The organism is Bacteroides sp. An269, from assembly GCF_002159755.1.
Taxonomy (GTDB): Bacteria; Bacteroidota; Bacteroidia; order Bacteroidales; family Bacteroidaceae; genus Phocaeicola; species Phocaeicola intestinalis.
This window is the reverse complement of sequence record NZ_NFJG01000004.1, coordinates 53,156-72,118: the sequence shown is the minus strand read 5'-3', so window position 1 is coordinate 72,118 and position 18,963 is coordinate 53,156. Positions and strand designations below refer to the sequence as shown.

General features: G+C 45.3%; 15 protein-coding genes and 1 pseudogene. 15 read left to right on the top strand and 1 reads right to left on the bottom strand.

All coding sequences use genetic code 11. From position 1 onward, the window contains the following. Positions 1-190 precede the first annotated feature (190 nt). Entirely contained in the window at positions 191-1,744 is a 1,554-nt protein-coding gene (gene guaA, locus B5F71_RS02155) for a glutamine-hydrolyzing GMP synthase (RefSeq protein ID WP_087207445.1), read from the bottom strand. 389 nt (positions 1,745-2,133) lie between these two features. On the opposite strand from guaA, the gene B5F71_RS02150 reads away from it, so the two are divergent. The 15 genes and pseudogenes from B5F71_RS02150 (at position 2,134) to B5F71_RS02080 (ending at position 18,704) form a co-directional block, all read left to right on the top strand. Beyond that, a complete protein-coding gene (locus tag B5F71_RS02150) occupies positions 2,134-3,273 on the top strand; it encodes an N-acetyltransferase (protein ID WP_087207443.1) in 1,140 nt (379 codons plus the stop codon). A gap of 19 nt (positions 3,274-3,292) precedes the next feature. Further along, on the top strand, positions 3,293-4,513 hold the full coding sequence (locus tag B5F71_RS02145) for a beta-ketoacyl-[acyl-carrier-protein] synthase family protein (RefSeq protein WP_022041015.1): 1,221 nt from the start codon (positions 3,293-3,295) through the stop codon (positions 4,511-4,513). A gap of 68 nt (positions 4,514-4,581) precedes the next feature. Then, entirely contained in the window at positions 4,582-4,830 is a 249-nt protein-coding gene (locus B5F71_RS02140; protein WP_022041016.1) for an acyl carrier protein, read from the top strand. After that, a complete protein-coding gene (locus B5F71_RS02135) occupies positions 4,827-5,240 on the top strand; it encodes a beta-hydroxyacyl-ACP dehydratase (protein ID WP_087207442.1) in 414 nt (137 codons plus the stop codon). The genes B5F71_RS02140 and B5F71_RS02135 overlap by 4 nt, the downstream gene beginning before the upstream one ends. 12 nt (positions 5,241-5,252) lie before the next feature. Further along, positions 5,253-5,621, top strand: a complete 369-nt coding sequence (locus tag B5F71_RS02130) for a hypothetical protein (protein WP_022041018.1) — start codon at positions 5,253-5,255, stop codon at positions 5,619-5,621. Beyond that, positions 5,618-8,104 carry an MMPL family transporter gene (locus B5F71_RS02125; RefSeq protein ID WP_087207440.1) on the top strand — a complete coding sequence of 829 codons (2,487 nt, stop codon included), beginning with the start codon at positions 5,618-5,620 and terminating at the stop codon, positions 8,102-8,104. The genes B5F71_RS02130 and B5F71_RS02125 overlap by 4 nt, the downstream gene beginning before the upstream one ends. Then, positions 8,101-9,576 carry an NAD(P)/FAD-dependent oxidoreductase gene (locus tag B5F71_RS02120; RefSeq protein WP_087207439.1) on the top strand — a complete coding sequence of 492 codons (1,476 nt, stop codon included), beginning with the start codon at positions 8,101-8,103 and terminating at the stop codon, positions 9,574-9,576. The genes B5F71_RS02125 and B5F71_RS02120 overlap by 4 nt, the downstream gene beginning before the upstream one ends. A 65-nt stretch (positions 9,577-9,641) precedes the next feature. After that, positions 9,642-9,734 (top strand): annotated as a pseudogene (locus B5F71_RS02115) (SDR family oxidoreductase); the annotation flags it as partial. A gap of 8 nt (positions 9,735-9,742) precedes the next feature. Then, positions 9,743-10,375, top strand: coding sequence for an outer membrane lipoprotein carrier protein LolA (locus B5F71_RS02110; protein ID WP_087207437.1), 633 nt, complete (start codon positions 9,743-9,745; stop codon positions 10,373-10,375). A gap of 3 nt (positions 10,376-10,378) precedes the next feature. Beyond that, entirely contained in the window at positions 10,379-10,798 is a 420-nt protein-coding gene (locus B5F71_RS02105; RefSeq protein WP_022041023.1) for an acyl-CoA thioesterase, read from the top strand. A 10-nt stretch (positions 10,799-10,808) separates the two neighbouring features. Beyond that, on the top strand, positions 10,809-13,364 hold the full coding sequence (locus tag B5F71_RS02100) for a DUF5686 and carboxypeptidase-like regulatory domain-containing protein (RefSeq protein WP_087207435.1): 2,556 nt from the start codon (positions 10,809-10,811) through the stop codon (positions 13,362-13,364). A 253-nt stretch (positions 13,365-13,617) separates the two neighbouring features. Beyond that, on the top strand, positions 13,618-14,628 hold the full coding sequence (gene gap / locus B5F71_RS02095; RefSeq protein ID WP_013617444.1) for a type I glyceraldehyde-3-phosphate dehydrogenase: 1,011 nt from the start codon (positions 13,618-13,620) through the stop codon (positions 14,626-14,628). Positions 14,629-14,721: 93 nt separating this feature from the next. Beyond that, positions 14,722-15,729, top strand: a complete 1,008-nt coding sequence (locus B5F71_RS02090; RefSeq protein WP_022041026.1) for an ABC transporter ATP-binding protein — start codon at positions 14,722-14,724, stop codon at positions 15,727-15,729. Positions 15,730-15,896: 167 nt separating this feature from the next. Next, positions 15,897-17,372 carry an IMP dehydrogenase gene (gene guaB / locus B5F71_RS02085; RefSeq protein WP_087207434.1) on the top strand — a complete coding sequence of 492 codons (1,476 nt, stop codon included), beginning with the start codon at positions 15,897-15,899 and terminating at the stop codon, positions 17,370-17,372. Between the two features lie 141 nt (positions 17,373-17,513). Then, positions 17,514-18,704 (top strand): peptidylprolyl isomerase, encoded by a 1,191-nt coding sequence (locus B5F71_RS02080; protein WP_087207432.1) that lies wholly within the window; start codon positions 17,514-17,516, stop codon positions 18,702-18,704. Positions 18,705-18,963 lie beyond the last annotated feature (259 nt).

Genomic DNA, 18,963 nt, shown 5'->3' with positions numbered 1-18,963 from the left:
CGGGCTATCTGACGAAGAACAGGAGCGGAAAGGACCAAAAAATCGCCCAAAGCACACACGAAAACGGATACATCAAGCCAAGAAAAACTTTTTGGAGAAATTCAAAACATCTTCTTAATGAATGTCCTGATTAGCCAATACATATCTCCTGAAAACGAAGATATGTATCGGCTGATGGACATTCATTTTTTTATTCCCACTCGATTGTGGCAGGTGGTTTCGATGAAATATCGTAGCAAACTCGGTTTACGCCTTTCACCTTGTTGATGATGTCATTCGATACCTTTGCCATAAATTCATAAGGAAGGTGTGCCCAGTCGGCTGTCATGGCATCAGTGCTTGTTACGGCACGTAGTGCAACTGCACGCTCGTAGGTGCGTTCATCACCCATTACACCTACGCTCTGCACAGGTAGAAGGATGACACCTGCTTGCCATACTTGGTCGTAGAGCGCAGTTTCTTTGCCTTCAGTATTTTTTGTTTTCCAATCGCGTAGACCTTGGATGAAAATATCATCGGCATCTTGAAGGATGCGTACTTTCTCGCGGGTAATGTCGCCCAGGATACGTACGGCAAGTCCCGGTCCGGGGAAAGGATGACGAGTGATGAGGTGTTCGGGCATACCCAGTTCACGGCCTACGCGGCGTACTTCGTCCTTGAATAAGAGACGGAGTGGTTCGCAAAGTTTCAGATTCATCTTTTCGGGTAATCCGCCTACGTTGTGGTGGCTTTTGATTACTGTTCCGGTAATGGAGAGCGATTCGATGCAGTCGGGGTAGATGGTTCCTTGCGCCAGCCATTTCACATCATGTATTTTGTGCGCTTCTTCATCAAATACGTCAATGAATCCTTTGCCGATGATTTTGCGTTTGCGTTCGGGTTCGGTCACGCCTGCCAGTTCGGTAAAGAATTTTTCGCTGGCATCAACACCGATGACATTCAGGCCAAGGCATTCATAGTCATGAAGTACATTGCGGAATTCATTCTTGCGTAACATACCGTGGTCGACAAAGATGCAAGTCAGGTTTTTGCCGATGGCTTTGTTGAGCAACACGGCTGCTACTGATGAGTCAACACCTCCGCTTAGCCCGAGTACTACTTTGTCATCACCTAATTGTTCTTTCAGTTGCGCAACTGTAGTTTCAATGAATGACGCCGCGCTCCAGTCTTGTTTGCCTCCGCAGATGTCTACTACGAAGTTTTTCAGGATTTGTGTGCCGTCTTCAGTGTGATACACTTCAGGATGGAACTGTACCCCCCATAGCTTTTCTCCTTCTGCCTGATAAGCGGCAACTGCTACTTTGTCGGTAGAGGCGATAATCTTGAAATTTTTGGGTAGAGACGTAATGGTGTCTCCATGGCTCATCCATACTTGCGAGTTTTCACGGACATCTTTCAGCAACGGATTATCGTGGTCGAACTTAGCCAGATGTGCCCGTCCGTATTCACGGGTATTGGCAGGTTCTACCTTGCCTCCGTTGGTGTATGCCATAAATTGTGCACCGTAGCAGATGCCTAAAACCGGATATTTGCCACGGATATTGCTCAAATCGATTTTGAAAGCCTTTTCATCGTAAACCGAGAAAGGGCTTCCCGACAGAATCACACCAATGACGGAAGGGTCGCCGAAAGGGAACTTGTTGTAGGGAACAATCTCGCAATACATGTTCAGTTCGCGCACGCGGCGTCCGATGAGCTGCGTGGTTTGCGAGCCGAAATCGAGAATAATAATCTTTTCCTGCATATTCAGTTCTGTATAAAATTGAAAGATTGGGCAAAGGTACTCATTTAAATTGAGAATTGAAAACAGGGCGTTGAAAATTCCAACGCAAACGTGTTTAATTTTTGCGGAGGTTTATTTTTGCAGGACATCGTTTCCGGCACGTATGTTTTTTATACCATGCGTGGTATGAAATTGTGCCTTTTCTCACCACATATAGTATAAGTGTCCGTATTCATATTAATTTGTTTTGAATCGTTATTCTGAAATGGAAAAATGTAAGCCTATCCTCTTTGCAACTATCGGAATAAGGAGGCTTTCCGGATGAATTTTGTTCTTTTTTTCACTAAAGTTCGTCAATATCACACTTGGTTTTGGCGGTTAGGTTCACCTTTTATAATTTCGTCATCGTTATGGAAAAATTGATAGTAAAAGAGGTTCAGACCGGGCGTGAAATGGACGATTTCGTACGGTTTCCCCATCGGTTGTATGCGGATTGTCCTTATTATGTGCCTGATTTGGATATGGATATACGTGAGACGTTCGACAAACGGAAAAATCCGGGGCTTGATTTCTCGGATATTCAGCCATTCATCGCTTATGATAGTCATGGAGATACGGTAGGGAGGATTGCCGGCATCATTAATCATCGTGCCAACGAAAAGTGGCATACGCGTAACGTGCGTTTCGGCTTTATTGAATTTGTCGATGATATTGAGGTGGCGGGAGCCTTGCTTCGTGCTGTAGAACAATGGGGGCGGACACGGGGAATGAATGCGATACAGGGACCGATGGGAATTTTCGACTTTGACAAGGAAGGTATGCTGGTGGATGATTTCGAGCAGGTCAGTTCTATGATTACCATCTATAATTATCCGTATTATCCCCGTCATTTGGAAGCATTGGGTTATGAGAAAGAAGTCGATTGGGTTCAGATTCGTGTACAGGTTCCCGAGGAGATTCCACCTAAATATGCCCGTGTGGCGGAATTGTCGAAAGAAATGTTTGGTTTGCAGGTAAGGAAGCTGACTTCGGCCGACATTTCAGAACGTAATTATGGTAAGAAAGTATTCGATTTATTGAATGTTGCCTATTCTCCTTTATTCGGATATACCGAATTGTCGGACAGGCAGATAGATGGCTATCTGAAACGTTATTTGCCTTTGCTTGACTTGCAGTTGCTTCCTGTGATAGAGAATGAGAAAGGTGAGCTGGTAGGCGTAGCGATAACGATGCCCAGTCTTTCGAATGCGTTACGGAAGGGAGGTGGAAGACTTTTCCCGTGGGGATGGTATCCGTTGCTGCGTGCATTGAAATGGAAACGGGAAGAGAAGGCAGAACTTTTTCTGATAGCTGTCCGCCCTGATTACCAGGGATTGGGTGTGAATGCCTTGTTTTTTGCTGATCTGATACCGGTCTATAACAAGTATGGCTTCACCTGGGCAGAAACAGGACCGCAATTGGAAACAAATGTAAAGGAACTTTCACAATGGAAACCTCTACATCCGGAAATCGTGAAAAGGAGGCGGTGTTATCGGAAAGTGTTGGAATAAAATAATAAACTGATAGAATATGAGAAGAGTAGTAATAACCGGTATGGGTATCTGGTCGTGTCTGGGTACGACACTGGATGAAGTGTGCCGGTCTTTGTATACAGGAAAAAGTGGAATCGTATTCAGCCCTGAACGTAAGGATGCAGGATTCCGTTCGGCTTTATGTGCACAGATAGCCAAACCCGACTTGAAACCTTTTGTGTCGCGCAATCTGCGTCAGTTTATGCCCGAAGAGGCGCAATATGCCTATATGGCTACACGTGCGGCACTGGAGCAGGCCAGACTGGAGCCTGACTATATCGAGCAGCATGAAATAGGCATCATTTATGGAAATGATTCGGTGTCTGAAGCTACTATGACCGGGCTTGACAAGTTTCGTGAGTTTCACGATACGGCGGCATGTGGAAGCGGTACCATTTTCCAGTCGATGAACTCTACCGTGACTATGAACCTTGCTTGTCTGTTTAAATTGAAAGGTATCAATCTGACAGCATCCGCCGCTTGTGCCTCAGGCTCCCAGTCGGTAGGACTTGCGTATTTGCTTATTCGAAATGGCTTGCAGGATTGTATCGTGTGCGGTGGAGCGCAAGAAGCCAATATGTATGGCGTGGCGGCTTTCGATGGCATCCAGTCGTTCTCCATACGTGAGGACGAACCTGCCAAGGCAAGTCGTCCGTTCGATAAGGACCGGGATGGTCTGGTGCCTGGAGGAGGGGCAGCTACGTTGATTGTAGAGAGTTACGAACATGCTGTAAAGCGAGGTGCTCCTATCCTTGCCGAAGTCGTAAGCTGGGGATTCTCGGGCAACGGTGCGCATATATCTACTCCCAATGTAGAAGGTCCGGCACGCTCGCTGGAACTGTGTCTGAAGAATGGGAACGTGTCTCCCGATGAGATAGGTTACATCAATGCTCATGCCACTTCCACACGTATCGGTGATAGCCGGGAGGCACTGGCGATAGCACAGGTGTTTGGTGAGCTTCCGGTACCGGTCACTTCCACCAAGAGCCAGACAGGGCACGAGATGTGGATGGCTGGTGCCAGTGAACTGATTTATTCCATTCTGATGATGAAGAATGATTTCATAGCCGGAAACATCAATTTCGAGCATCCCGATGAAGATACAGCCCGTATTCATGTGCTTCCGGAGACGCGTCCCATACATTTCGATATGTTCTTGTCGAACTCGTTCGGCTTTGGAGGTACAAATTCGACGTTGATTGTCCGGAATGAGGGATGACGGATACGATGGAGCTGTTTTGTATGATGATTTATAAATTAAGTAAATAAATAAATAAAAACTAAGTTATGACACGCGAAGAAATCATTGAAAAAGTCAACACGTTGTTGGCAGAAGAATTTGAAGTAGAAGCATCTACATTGACTCCCGATGCAAATGTTAAGGAAACCCTTTCGCTGGACAGTCTGAGTCTGGTAGACCTGGTGGCACTTATCCAGCAGACTTATCAGGTGAAGATTCCTGTTTCGGATTTGCGTCAGATACAGACGTTTACCGATTTGTATGATTATATCGAATCACATTTGCCTGCGGCATGATGAAAGTGGATATACAGGCGTTGGTTCCACAACGTGAGCCGATAATCATGGTCGACAGGCTGGATAAGGTGGAGCATGCGTATGCGGAAACTTCGTTGGAAATCCGTCCGGACAATTTTTTTGTTGCTCCGGACGGACGATTGGAAGAGGCGGGAATCATTGAGCATATTGCTCAGTCGGCTTTGGCTTTTGCCGGTTATTGGGCTTTGCAGGCCGGAGCTTCCGAACCTCCGGTAGGATATATTGGTGAAGTGAAGAAATTCCATTGCTACCGTTGTCCGCAAACGGGAGAAATCCTGCATACCCGGATTACAATAGAAGCCGAAGCGGAAGGCATCACTCTGGTAAGAGGAGAGACTTCCGGCAACGGTACTCCGGTAGCAGATACTCAGATGAAAATATCCATTTAAGAGAGTTGAGACATGTTACTCAGAAACAATTATTATAAGGTATATAGTGCACATTATGGAGCCGAAGACGCTCTTTTTCATGTTGCTTTGTTGCCCGGATGCGATGTATATCGGGGGCATTTCCCCGGCAGGCCTGTATGTCCGGGGGCATGTAATATCGAGATGATGAAAGAATGTGTGGAAGAAGCGGTAGGCAAATGTGTATCTATTGTTTTCATTAAACAATGCCGGTTTACTTCGCTGGCATCTCCCGATGTGTGTCCCGAATTGGATCTCCGTCTGCATTTTCAGGTATTGGGGGAAGGGAGGTTCCTGTTGACCGCTACTCTATCCGATGCAGGTATTACGTATATGGAATTTAAAGGAGAGATAGAGAAATGACAGAACTTTGCATCAGAATTTATCGTTTTTTCCGGCGTCATCGTATGGTGTGTTGGATATCTCTGGTTGTGTTGTTTGCTTTCTTTGGGTATTGTGCTTCATGCATTCATCTGGAGGAGGACATCAATAAACTGATGCCTTCTTCGAAAAACGAAGATGGTACGACCAAGCTGGCTTTTGCCAACTTGCGTATTAAGGACAAGACATTTTTGGTGTTCGAAGGCAAAGAGGGTGTTTCTACCGAACGTATGGCAGAGGTGTGTGATGCCTTTATTGATTCGTTGCAGGCTAAGGATGCCTTGTCCGATTCATTACACCGGGTGATAGAGGATGTGTTTTACCGTTTGCCTGAAGAACTCTTGCCGGATGCCATTGATTACCTGAGTGGACATTTTCCTGCTTATATCGATACAAGCTTTTATGCCTGCATCGACACGATGCTGACCGAAAAGCATTTTCGCCGGCAGATGGAGATGAATCGGAAGGATTTGCTCAGCCCGATAGGCACGTTATATCCCGAACTTATCCAGATGGATCCGCTAGGTATGCGTATGCTTCTGAAGGAGCAATTCTTGCCGGCATCAGCTGGAGAGAAAAAAGGAGGTTATAAAATCCTTGACGGGCATATTTTCGTAAGTGACTCTACGGTGTGTGTGGCATTTATTACGCCCCGCTATTCGGCAACTAATACAGGTCAAGGTTCTGCTTTGTTTACGATGTTGAATGAACAGATAGCTCAATTTGCCCAGACGGCTCCTGACATCAAGATAGCTTATCACGGTACGCCTGCCAGTGGCTTTTATAATTCGAAACAAATCAAGTCGGACTTGGCTGGCACCCTTTCCGGTTCGTTGCTTTTCGTATTGGCTTTTATTTTTGTTTGCTATCGCAATTGGGATACACTTCCTTTGTTGGTCTTGCCCGTCCTGTTCGGAACGTTATTCGGACTTGCTTTGATGTATTTCATCAAGGGACAATTTTCATTGTTGGCATTGGGTATCGGAGCGGTTATTTTGGGTGTGGCATTCAGTTATGTGTTACACATCATCACCCATTATAAGTATGTTGGTAATCCCGAACAGGTCTTGCGTGACGAAGTCAAGCCGGTGTGTCTGGGTTGTCTTACAACCATTGGCTCGTTTATGGGAGTAGTATTTATTCGTACCGAGTTGTTGCAGGACTTCGGACTTTTTGCCACTTTCGCCATTCTGGGCACTACGGCATTCAGCTTGATCTATTTGCCGCAGTTCTTAAGTCCGAAGCGAAATAAGTTGAACCGGCGTGCCTTTGCCTTAATTGACCGTATCAATGCAGTGCCGTTCGACAGAAGCAAACCTTTATTGATTGTTATTCTGGTGGTAACTGTGGCTTGTATCGGATTTTACCTGGCCGGAGGCACACGTTTTGATGCTGATATGCATAACCTGGGATATAAGGCAGATATTACCACCTATTCGGAAGAATTGTTGCGAAGCAAGACGTATACGGGCGATAAAGAGAAATATTTCGCCACTTCTGGAGCTACGAAGGAAGAGGCGGTGGAGCGTTTTGCCGGAATGGCCCGGAAACTGGATTCGCTTCAGCAGGCAGGACTGGTGAAAGGCTATACACGTACCGACCGGATATTCGTTCCTTTACGTGTGCAACAAGAACGTATAGATGCCTGGAAAGCATATTGGAACGAAGACCGTCTGAAACGGGTGCACGAGTTGATTACCCGTACGGCACCTCAGGTTGGCTTGCGTCCCGAAGCTTTTGACTTGTTTTTCGAATATGCTACTGCCGATTATCATCCGGATGCCTTGTATGAGGCGGGTATCATCCCTGCAGGATATCAGTCTACATTAATGGAGCAATCGTATAATGGCGAATACCTGTGTTTTACGTCGGTGAGATGCGCCAATGATACGGTGCGTAGCAAGACGAGCGATTATCATCGTATTTGCGATGCTATTGCAACACAGCCTCACATGTTGGTGTTGGATACCTATTATTATACTACGGATACTTTGATGCAATTGAACGATGACTTCAGTGTATTGCAATGGGTTTCTATGCTTTTTGTCTTGCTGGTCTTGTTTTTCAGCTTCAGGGGGAATATCCGGTATACGTTACTGGGATTTATGCCGATTGTATTCAGTTGGCTTATTGTATTGGGAATGATGGTGTTGTTCGATATGAGTTTTAATCTTATCAACATCATTATCTCTACTTTTATTTTTGGTATCGGAGTGGATTATAGCATCTTTGTCATGAGTGGACTGATAGGAGAAGAACGCGACACGCGATTGCTGGGATACCATAAAACCGCTATTTTCTTCAGTGCGGTTATATTAGTGGTAACTGTAGGCTCGATGTTGTTTGCGGTACATCCGGCAATCCGTTCGGTGGGCTTCTCTACCTTGGTCGGATTGCTGGCGGCTGTTATTATCTCTTATGTGCTACAGCCCGCTGTGTTCAGAATGATTCAGAAGAAGAAATGAAATACGATATTATAATAATAGGAGGCGGACTGGGGGGACTGGTGTGTGGCTGTATCCTTTCACGGGCGGGAAAACGTCTGCTCGTGCTGGAGAAAGGAAAGCATACAGGTGGATGTATCCAGAGTTATCGCCGGGGAGGAATGGAGTTTGATACAGGGTTCCATTATGTGGGAGGACTGGAGGAAGGACAACTCTTGCGTCGGGTATTCGACTATTTGGGATTGATGAAACTTCCGTGGAAGCGCATGGATGAGGTGGTCGACCGTGTGATGATAGGAAAGCGTACCTTTGCACTGGCACAAGGTTATGACCGGTTTGCCCAAATGCTTGCCGATGAGTTTCCGGCGAAAAGAGATGCCTTATACCAATATGCTGATTTGTTGAAGCGGACGGAAGAAATGCAGCTGAATGCCTTGAACCCTCATTCATCGGATATGGATTTCCATACTTGGATGTTGGAGACCAATGCGTACCGGTATCTGCAGGAGAAGTTTGACGATTCTTTGCTGGTCGACGTGCTGAGTGGTGCTTCACTGAAGATGGAACTGAGAAAAGACACATTGCCGTTGTTTACATTTGCTCATGGCTATTGTGGTTATGTGGGCAGTAGTTGGCGGATTGCAGGCAGTGGTTCGCTGATAGCAGAGGCGTTGGCAGAACAAATCCGTTCGCAGGGAGGCGAGGTGATATGTAATGCGGAAGTAGATGAATTACTGGAAAAGGAAGGTCAACTGACGGGAGTCCGGTGTAAGGACGGAAGAATTTACGAAGGGATACAATTCATTTGTGCCACCCATCCGGCAGAGATGTGCCGGATGTTGAAGCAAGGGGGATTGCTGAAGAATGTGTATCGTCACCGGATATGCCGGCAGGAAAACACCAATGGGATGTTTACGGTATCGTTGTGCCTGAAACCTCATGCATTGCCTTATGCGAACTGGAATTACTATGTATATCGGCATCCTGATATTTGGACATATCCGTCAGATGGAGAAATTGACCGAGTATTGGCAGCCAGTCATGTTCCGGACGATGGAGGAGAGTATGTGCGGCAAATCGATTTATTGGCTCCGATGGACTGGAGTCTGTGCCGTCCATGGATATTTACCCAAGTAGGTAAGAGAGGACCGGAGTATGAGGCAATGAAACTCCGTATGGCAGATGCCTGTATGACATTGGCCGAATCGTGTATACCTGGTTTGCGGAGAGCGGTCGTGCAATGTTATACCAGTACTCCGCTTACATACCGTGACTATGTGCATACTCCCGACGGGTCGGCTTACGGCATGCGGAAAGATTTCAACAGTCCGTTTGGAGGGATGCTTCCGGTGCGTACGCCCATTCCCGACCTGTTCCTCACAGGACAAAGCCTGATGGTGCATGGTGTGCAAGGTGTAACTATGACCGCGCTTTTCACGTGTGCGGAAATTATAGGACGGGATTGGATATGGAAGCAAGTGATACAGAAATAGAATATAGTTAATTTAAAGACAGAACATATATGGAACTACAGACGGATGTATATGCCTTGACCCGGGAAGTGGCGGCATTGGTCGGCTTTTTGATTTCGCCCGAAGCCGGATACATTACGGGAGAGGTAATATCAATTGATGGAGGACTTTATACATGAGAACAACGATGAAAAGATGGCTGGTATGTTTATCGGTATTTTTGCTGGCATGTACTACATTTATGTGGGCACAAGGTGCCGGCATGACACAAGTCATGAAGAAGTATAGAAGTGTGCATACGCTTACGGCTTCTGTGGTGCGTATCAAGCACAATGTAGCTTTTGCAGAAGATGCCAGATTGGATGGGAAACTTTATTTCAAGGCTCCCGGACGGATGTGCATGCGTTTCGAAGGAGATAAGGATATGTTGCTGATGGAAGGCAATGAATTTACGATGGTAGAATCGGGACGTAAAAGCGTGGCAAAAGGGCAGACACAAGCTCAATTCGAATCGCTGGTAGAGGTGTTCAAGCAAATGGTGCTGGGCATGGATATTTCGGTTAGTCCCGAAGAACTGGCAGAGGTGAAAATGGAAGAGAAAGATGGTCTTTGTACCTTGACAGTAACACCTCGGGTAGATGGAGGAAACAAGGTGCGCCGCAGATTGTTGTTTTCTTCTTTTGTACTGACCGTCGACTTGCAGAAAGGAGAGTGTAAGAGCTTGCAGATGAATGAACGGGGGCAGAACTATACCCGTTATGACTTTTCCGGTTTTATGTTGGATGCCCATGTGCCGGATACAGCATTTCAACTTCCATAAGATATGAAAAAAGAGTTGTTGGACATTTGCCAGGTGCAAGTGAAGTTTAGCGAAATCGATTCGATGCGCCGGGTATGGCATGGTTCTTATGTGACATATTTCGAAGACGGACGAGAGTCTTTCGGCAGGCATTATCCGGGCATCGGATATGCCGATATGCAGCGGGAAGGCATTTATGCGCCTGTATATGATTTACGTGTCCGCTATTATGCTCCGCTTTTGTTGAACGATGGTGTCGAAATACATACCCGCTATGTGTACAAGCCCGGTGCAAGATTGGATTATATGTATCAGGTCTTTCGTGCAAGCGACCATACGCTTTGTGCCGAGGGCACCACGGTGCAGTTGTTTATCGATGCACAGGGGGAACTGATGGTGGAAAAGCCTGCTTATTTCGAAGCCTGGCAGGTGAAGTATTTATAATAAGGAGAATATGAAGGAGAAAATTGTCTGGCTTGTAATGATGTTGTGTTTCCCGGTAGTTTCCTACGGGCAACAGACCGTTATCGAAGGAACCGTGCGTGATTCGGTGACCGGAGAAGTATTGCCATACGCTTCGCTGATGCTCGAAGGTACTTCTGCCGGTACACGTACCGGAGATGATGGGCGTTTCCGCTTGGCTACATCTGTATCGGTCAACCGCCTGCAGGTTTCTTATTTGGGATACGATACCCGTAATATTACGGTTCAGCTGGGGAAAATCAACCGGATTGACATAGCCTTGATACCGAGTGGTGTCACATTGAGCGATATCGTGGTGAAGCCGAAACGTGAACGATACAGGAGAAAGGATAATCCTGCAGTGCGGTTTGCCAGACAAGTGATTGACCGGCGCGAGAGCAATGACCCGCGTAATCAAGATTATTTCAGTTATGACCAATATGAGAAAATGGTCTTTGCTATGAATGATTATAAGCCAAAGCCCAAAAAGAGTGGGAAAATAGGAAAATTTGATTTTCTTGCCGAGTTTATTGATACACTTGAAGTAGGGACTACGGTACTTCCTTTGTCAGAAAAAGAACGCTTGGAGAAGGTATATTACCGGAAGTCCCCCAAGTCGGAGAAACGTTTGCTGATGGGAAGTAAGTCATCGGGAGTAGATGAAGTGTTTTCGCGTGACGGGGTACAGCAGTTCCTGAGCGAAGCTTTTCAGGAAGTGGATATTTTCCAGAATAATGTTTCATTGTTTCTTCAGCGTTTTGTCAGTCCACTATCTACTTTCGGACCGGGATTTTATAAGTATTATTTGCTCGATACGCTTCAGGTGGAAGGTCGTAAATGTGTAGATTTGGGATTTGTGCCCTTCAATTCCGAGTCGTTCGGTTTTACGGGGCATTTGTTCGTTACGCTTGATTCTACCTATTTTGTCAAGAAAGTGATACTTAATGTTCCGAAAGACATCAACCTGAATTTTGTATCAGGTATGACTATTGAGCAGGTGTTCGAACGGGATTCTGCCAATATCCGTATTTTAAAGAAAGATGATATCCGGGTAAACTTTAAACTGAGTGAGAAATCGAAAGGCATGTATGCCCAGCGGCTGATAGTATACGATCATCATTCATTTCTTCCTCCCGATGACAGACAAAGGCAGATTTTTGCTCAAAGTGCACCGGTTATTACGCAAAAAGAGGCTTATAGCCGTTCGGAGGATTATTGGGAAGAACATCGCCCGCAAGTTGCGCGCAAGAAAAATCCCAATTCAGTAGAACAGTTGATGAAGAGGCTTCGGTCGATTCCTGTTTTTTATGTGACCGAAAAGGTGGTGACAACTTTGGTTTCAGGTTATATTCCTACTAATAAAGATTCCCGGAAGAACTGGTTCGATTTAGGACCGATGAACAGTACCATTAACGGCAATGCCATCGAAGGTGCACGTTTTCGTGTAGGTGGAGGTACGACTCCTGTTTTCGACAAGCATTGGTTCTTTGAAGGCTATGCTGCGTATGGCACGCGCGACAAGAAGATAAAATACGATGCCATGGTGGAATATTCGTTCAATCCTCGCCAGACGTACCGCATGGAATATCCCATGCATTCCCTTCGCTTGGAGTATATGTATGATATCAACAAGCTGGGGCAGAATTACATGTATACCAGCAAAGACAATGTGATGCTTGCTATCCGCCGGAAGAAAGACACGCGTGCCACATACTTGCGGAATGCCGAACTGACTTATACACGCGAACATTACAACGGGTTTTCGTATAACGTGATTCTCCGTAACCGGCGTGAATATGCCACGCCATATGCTCCTTTCGATTGCATCGGGACAGACGGAAGCGTAACGCCACGTAATCATTATGACATGACGGAACTGGAAATCAAATTGCGTTATGGTAAGGACGAGAAATATTACCAGACCCGTACGCAGCGCATTCCGATTACGTTTGATGCCTTGATATTCAATTTGAGTCACGTGATGGCAAAGAAAGGGGTACTGGGGTCGTCGTACACTTATCAGCGTACGGATGTCGGCATGCAGAAACGTTTCTGGTTTTCGGCGTTCGGCTATCTGGATGTTATTCTTAAAGCAGGCAAGGTATGGAACAAGGTGCCTTATCCGCTTCTGATATTGCCTAATGCCAACCTTACTTATACCATCCAACCCGAAACTTATACGAACATGAATGCTATGGAGTTTATAAATGATGAGTATGCTTCGTGGGACATTACTTATTATATGAATGGAAATTTGTTCAACCGCATTCCGCTGATTAAGAAATTGAAGTGGCGTGAGGTGTTTTGCTTTCGTGGATTATGGGGACACTTGACAGATAAGAACAATCCTGTAAAAAATGGTGAAGGTCTGTTCCGTTTTCCGGAAGAGACTTCACAGCTGGGGCGTGCTCCTTATATGGAAGCCAGTGTAGGTATAGAGAATATCTTCAAGTTTCTCCGTCTGGATTATGTATGGCGTCTGAATTATCGCGATAATCCCGATATACAGACGCATGGTGTGCGTTGTACAATGCGATTGTCATTCTGATGGGAAAAATCCTGCCATGTAAAGTAGGGATTGCAAAATGATATATTCGGAGGTGGAAAGCAGAGCTTTTAAGGAAGAAGTGGTAAAATGTAACTTGTTTTTTTCTTAATTTTAATACTTTTCGTGCTCAACTTATGAAAGAATTGCTTATTTTTGCAACGCAGTCAGAAAGAAAGAACAGACTTCTTGCTGGGGCAACCGAAAACAGAGAGTGTTTATAACATTATTATAAAACCTTTAAAAATTAAGCAAAATGATTAAAGTAGGTATTAACGGTTTCGGTCGTATCGGCCGTTTCGTATTCCGTGCAGCTCAAAAAAGAAACGATATCCAAATCGTAGGTATTAACGACTTGTGCCCGGTAGATTACTTGGCTTACATGTTGAAGTATGATACTATGCACGGTCAGTTCGACGGTACTATCGAAGCTGACGTTGAAAATAGCAAATTGATTGTTAACGGTAAGGAAATCCGCGTAACTGCAGAAAAGAATCCGGCTGACTTGAAATGGAATGAAGTAGAAGCTGAATACGTTGTTGAATCAACTGGTTTGTTCCTGACTCAGGAAAAAGCTCAAGCTCACATTCAGGCTGGTGCTAAATACGTAGTTATGTCTGCTCCTTCTAAGGATGCTACTCCGATGTTCGTTTGCGGTGTAAACGAAAAGACTTACGTTAAGGGTACTCAGTTCGTTTCTAACGCTTCTTGTACTACTAACTGCTTGGCTCCGATTGCTAAGGTATTGAACGACAAGTTCGGTATTGTAAACGGTTTGATGACTACAGTTCACTCTACTACTGCTACTCAGAAGACTGTTGACGGTCCTTCTATGAAAGACTGGCGCGGTGGCCGTGCTGCTTCTGGCAACATCATCCCGTCTTCTACAGGTGCTGCTAAGGCTGTAGGTAAAGTTATTCCTGAACTGAACGGCAAACTGACTGGTATCTCTATGCGTGTGCCGACTTTGGATGTTTCAGTTGTTGACTTGACTGTAAACTTGGCTAAACCGGCTACTAAAGAAGCTATCTGCGCTGCTATGAAGGAAGCTTCTGAAGGCGAATTGAAAGGTGTTCTGGGTTACACTGAAGATGCAGTTGTATCTTCTGACTTCCTGGGCTGCACGTTGACTTCTATCTTCGATGCAAACGCAGGTGTTTACTTGACTGATACTTTCGTTAAAGTTGTTTCTTGGTATGACAACGAAATCGGTTACTCTAACAAAGTATTGGATCTGATTGCTCACATGGCATCAGTAAACGATTAATCATCGGTCATAAGACGTGTTTTGATTAATAAATGATAACAATGGGAGAAGTCACCTTGTAAGGGTGGCTTCTCTTTTTTATGTTTGGCATGTATGATGGAAAAACCTGTAATTCAGCTTCGGCACCTTTCTACCGGTTATACTGGAAAACACAGTGTGATACGTGTGGCATCGGATATTAATGCATCTGTCTATAATGGTGAACTGACTTGTTTGCTGGGGGCGAACGGGGCTGGAAAGTCTACTTTATTGCGTACTTTGTCGGCTTCCCAACCTCCTTTGGCTGGGGAAGTATGGATAGCAGGCAAACGTTTGTCGGATTATGCAGATAAGGAGCTTGCCAGACTGATAGGCATTGTATTGACAGAACGGTGCGAAGTGACCAATCTGAGTGTGGAAGAACTGGTAGGTTTGGGAAGAAGTCCGTATACAGGTTTTTGGGGAACACTGGGCAAAGAAGATAAGCGTATCGTATCAGAGGCGATACAACAGGTAGGTATTGCCGGATTATCTGACCGTATGATACATACTTTGAGCGATGGAGAACGTCAAAAGGTGATGATAGCCAAGGTTTTGGCACAACAGACTCCGGTCATCTTGTTGGATGAGCCGACCGCCTTTCTTGATTTTCCCAGCAAGGTAGAAATGATGCGTTTGCTGCGCACGCTGGCACATGGTTTGGATAAGACCGTATTTCTTTCTACGCACGACCTTGAGCTGGCACTTCAGATAGCTGATAAGCTTTGGTTGATGGACCGGCAGGGGGTAGTTGTCGGGACTCCCGAAGATCTTTCGTTGGATGGTACATTGGAGACTTTCTTTACCCGCGAGGGTATTGCATTCGATCGCCGGAGCGGATTGTTCCGTATTGCGCCCGAATATGTAAGAAGCATCAGGCTGACAGGAGAGGGGTATCGATATGACATGGTGCAGAAAGCTTTACGCCGTTATGCCATTTATGCCGACCGTGAAGTGGAATCGGAAGCATATATTGATGCCGGTTCTGGAGAAACAGATTTATTTGTATGGCATCCCGCAGGTAGAGAGCCTGTGGCTTGTGGAAATATCGAAACGTTGATAGCATTTATAAAAGAAAAGTAGTGAGGTAAGAACGGCATAGGGTGGCAGTATCATGAAAAGCAAATTGCTGCTTTGGAAGAGCCTGAAACCTAAAAAACAGGAGAAATAAGTGAAAAAATGTCTTGCTATTTTTTAGATTCAAATAAAATTCGTACATTTGCACGCAATAAAATCTAAACATAAACCCTATGTCATTTATTGCAGATAAAGTAGTGATGGACGGATTGACTTACGATGATGTATTGTTGATTCCTGCCTATTCAGAAGTTTTACCAAAAACAGTCGATCTCACGACTAAGTTTTCACGCAACATTGAATTGAAGATTCCGTTTGTGACGGCAGCCATGGATACCGTTACCGAAGCGCAGATGGCAATTGCTATTGCCCGCGAAGGAGGTATTGGTGTTATTCACAAAAATATGCCTATTGAAGAGCAGGCACGTCAGGTGGCTATCGTAAAGCGTGCCGAGAATGGTATGATTTACGATCCGGTGACCATTAAACGTGGTTCCACGGTAAAGAATGCGCTGGATATCATGGCAGAATATAAGATTGGCGGCATTCCGGTAGTGGATGACGAAAACTATCTGGTAGGTATCGTGACCAACCGTGACCTTCGTTTTGAGCGTGACATGAATAAGCGTATCGACGAGGTGATGACCAAGGAGAACATTGTGACTACAGCTCCGGGTACGGATATGGAAACGGCATCGGATATCCTTCAGAAGAATAAAATCGAGAAATTACCGGTAGTAGACGAGAATGGTAAACTGATAGGTCTGATTACGTATAAAGACATTACCAAAGCAAAAGATAAACCGATGGCTTGCAAGGATGCTAAAGGTCGCTTGCGTGTGGCTGCGGGTGTAGGTGTAACCAATGATACGTTGCAACGTATGGAAGCGTTGGTAAAGGCTGGTGCCGATGCTATTGTGATTGATACGGCTCACGGACACTCGAAGTATGTTATCGAAAAGTTGAAAGAAGCCAAGAAGGCTTTCCCTGATATTGATATCGTGGTAGGAAACGTGGCTACGGGTGATGCGGCAAAGATGCTGGTGGAGGCTGGTGCTGATGCTGTGAAGGTAGGTATTGGTCCGGGTTCTATCTGTACTACACGTGTGGTTGCTGGTGTAGGTGTACCTCAGTTGTCTGCTGTTTATGATGTGGCAAAAGCATTGGAAGGTACAGGTGTTCCTTTGATTGCTGACGGTGGCTTGCGCTATTCGGGTGATGTAGTCAAAGCATTGGCTGCAGGTGGTTATTGCGTAATGATTGGCTCATTGGTGGCTGGTACCGAAGAGTCACCGGGCGATACCATTATTTTCAACGGACGTAAATTTAAGTCTTATCGCGGCATGGGTTCTTTGGAAGCTATGGAAAATGGTTCGAAAGACCGTTATTTCCAGAGTTCGACCACCGATGTAAAGAAACTGGTTCCGGAAGGCATTTCGGCACGTGTTCCTTACAAAGGTACATTGTATGAGGTGATTTATCAGTTAGTAGGCGGTTTGCGTTCAGGAATGGGGTATTGTGGTGCGCATAACATTCTGGAATTGCACAATGCGAAATTCACGCGTATTACCAATGCAGGTGTATTGGAAAGTCATCCTCACGATGTGACGATTACCAGCGAGGCTCCTAACTACAGTCGTCCGCAATAAGGATAAGATATTGTTACACAAAGGCACAGAGACACCAAGTTTTTATTTACTGCTTGTTTACGATTTACAGCGGTTGTACTTCGTAGATAGAACTGTAAATATCTTGTGTCTTTGTGTCTTTCGTTTTTATAAGCATATCGTATGAAATTGTCCAGAATCTTGATTCTTTTCATTTGTTTTTTGAAGGCTGCTTCTTTTCTTTATGCCGATAAATTGGATGATGAATTGTTTCTTCTGAAGGTGGCAGATGCCAAACGTTGTGGCTGGGATACCGTGCCTGCTTTCCGTCACCGTTGTAAGGTGGAACAAGGAAAGGCATTGCGGGCGGTGTTGCTTGATGCAGGTCGCCAGGATTCTGTATTGCATGCGCTTTACCGTGAAAGTGTGGAACGTTATTCGGCGAAAGGCTGGGTGAAACTGGAAGAAATTGTCCGGTTGCTTCCGCAACGTGCTACCCGGAACGAAGTAGGGCAGGTTTGCCGGCAAATGGATTCGGTGTATGTTTCGTTGCAGGGCGGAATGCCTTTCGAGATATATCTGGAACAAGGATGCGAAGCACAATGGTGTCCGTCGGTGGCTTTGCTGAGGGAGTTCTCTTGTCGTTTGGATACAATGCGGAAGGGAACCTATACGAAACCGTTTTTGTCGCCGTTGGGCGTGCATATTATCAAATTAGTCGACCGGAAGCCGGCTATCAGTTATGAGGAAGCAAGTCCTTTTCTGGAGATTTATCTGGACCGGTTGGGGGAGAAAAATCCGGCACTTAACCGGTCGCGTTATATGCAATGGCAACACGGTGAAAGAAAAGATGTTGCAGTGGAACGTTGTCTGACGGAGGTAAAGAACTGTATGCTGGCGGCATGGTGGGATGTTCGTCATCCTTTGCCTGATGTTAGCGATGAAAATGAATTGAAGCATTTTTTCGAAGCTAACAAGAAGGCTTATGCATGGGAATTTCCACATTACAAAGGGGCTGTAGTGCTTTGCAAAGATAAAAAAAGCGCTTCACGCATTCGCAAATGTTTGAAAAAAGTTCCGATGGAGCAGATGGAAGAGGTGTTTCGGATGTGGCAGGCAGAACATCCCGAGGTGGATGCTGTGATACAGGTAGGATTGTTTCAGATAGGAAAGAATCCGTATATCGATAAGTTGGCTTTCAAGTGTGGAGAGATGCCGCATGACCCACGTTATCCGTATGCTATTGTGGTAGGTAAACGGTTGAAGAAGGGACCGGAAAATTATACAGATGTGTATGGACAAGTGAAAACGGATTTTGTCAGAACTTTGAAAATGAGACAATTGGAAGAATTAAGGACGCGTGTTGGAAAATGAAGAAAATATCAGCTGAATGTCGGCATTTAGTCACCAGGAAGTTAAAGGGGAGTTGTTATGGAATACACACAGCCGGTGTTATTCCTGTTTTCCAGTGTCATGCTGGATAGCCAATCCGCTTCTTCCGTTACGCCGGCTCACATATCCGGCATGACAAGCAAGCTTTGTTCTCTTCGCCATATAGCTGCATCGTTTGTAAGATTATTAATCTTACAGTGTGAAGATTAATAATCTTTCGGCGTGAAGATTAATAATCTTA

Bases quoted from the DNA above. Each gene is read 5' to 3' on its own strand.
- guaA (WP_087207445.1), bottom strand. From the start codon at position 1,744: ATGCAGGAAAAGATTATTATTCTCGATTTCGGCTCGCAAACCACGCAG.
- B5F71_RS02150 (WP_087207443.1), top strand. From the start codon at position 2,134: ATGGAAAAATTGATAGTAAAAGAGGTTCAGACCGGGCGTGAAATGGAC.
- B5F71_RS02145 (WP_022041015.1), top strand. From the start codon at position 3,293: ATGAGAAGAGTAGTAATAACCGGTATGGGTATCTGGTCGTGTCTGGGT.
- B5F71_RS02140 (WP_022041016.1), top strand. From the start codon at position 4,582: ATGACACGCGAAGAAATCATTGAAAAAGTCAACACGTTGTTGGCAGAA.
- B5F71_RS02135 (WP_087207442.1), top strand. From the start codon at position 4,827: ATGATGAAAGTGGATATACAGGCGTTGGTTCCACAACGTGAGCCGATA.
- B5F71_RS02130 (WP_022041018.1), top strand. From the start codon at position 5,253: ATGTTACTCAGAAACAATTATTATAAGGTATATAGTGCACATTATGGA.
- B5F71_RS02125 (WP_087207440.1), top strand. From the start codon at position 5,618: ATGACAGAACTTTGCATCAGAATTTATCGTTTTTTCCGGCGTCATCGT.
- B5F71_RS02120 (WP_087207439.1), top strand. From the start codon at position 8,101: ATGAAATACGATATTATAATAATAGGAGGCGGACTGGGGGGACTGGTG.
- B5F71_RS02110 (WP_087207437.1), top strand. From the start codon at position 9,743: ATGAAAAGATGGCTGGTATGTTTATCGGTATTTTTGCTGGCATGTACT.
- B5F71_RS02105 (WP_022041023.1), top strand. From the start codon at position 10,379: ATGAAAAAAGAGTTGTTGGACATTTGCCAGGTGCAAGTGAAGTTTAGC.
- B5F71_RS02100 (WP_087207435.1), top strand. From the start codon at position 10,809: ATGAAGGAGAAAATTGTCTGGCTTGTAATGATGTTGTGTTTCCCGGTA.
- gap (WP_013617444.1), top strand. From the start codon at position 13,618: ATGATTAAAGTAGGTATTAACGGTTTCGGTCGTATCGGCCGTTTCGTA.
- B5F71_RS02090 (WP_022041026.1), top strand. From the start codon at position 14,722: ATGATGGAAAAACCTGTAATTCAGCTTCGGCACCTTTCTACCGGTTAT.
- guaB (WP_087207434.1), top strand. From the start codon at position 15,897: ATGTCATTTATTGCAGATAAAGTAGTGATGGACGGATTGACTTACGAT.
- B5F71_RS02080 (WP_087207432.1), top strand. From the start codon at position 17,514: ATGAAATTGTCCAGAATCTTGATTCTTTTCATTTGTTTTTTGAAGGCT.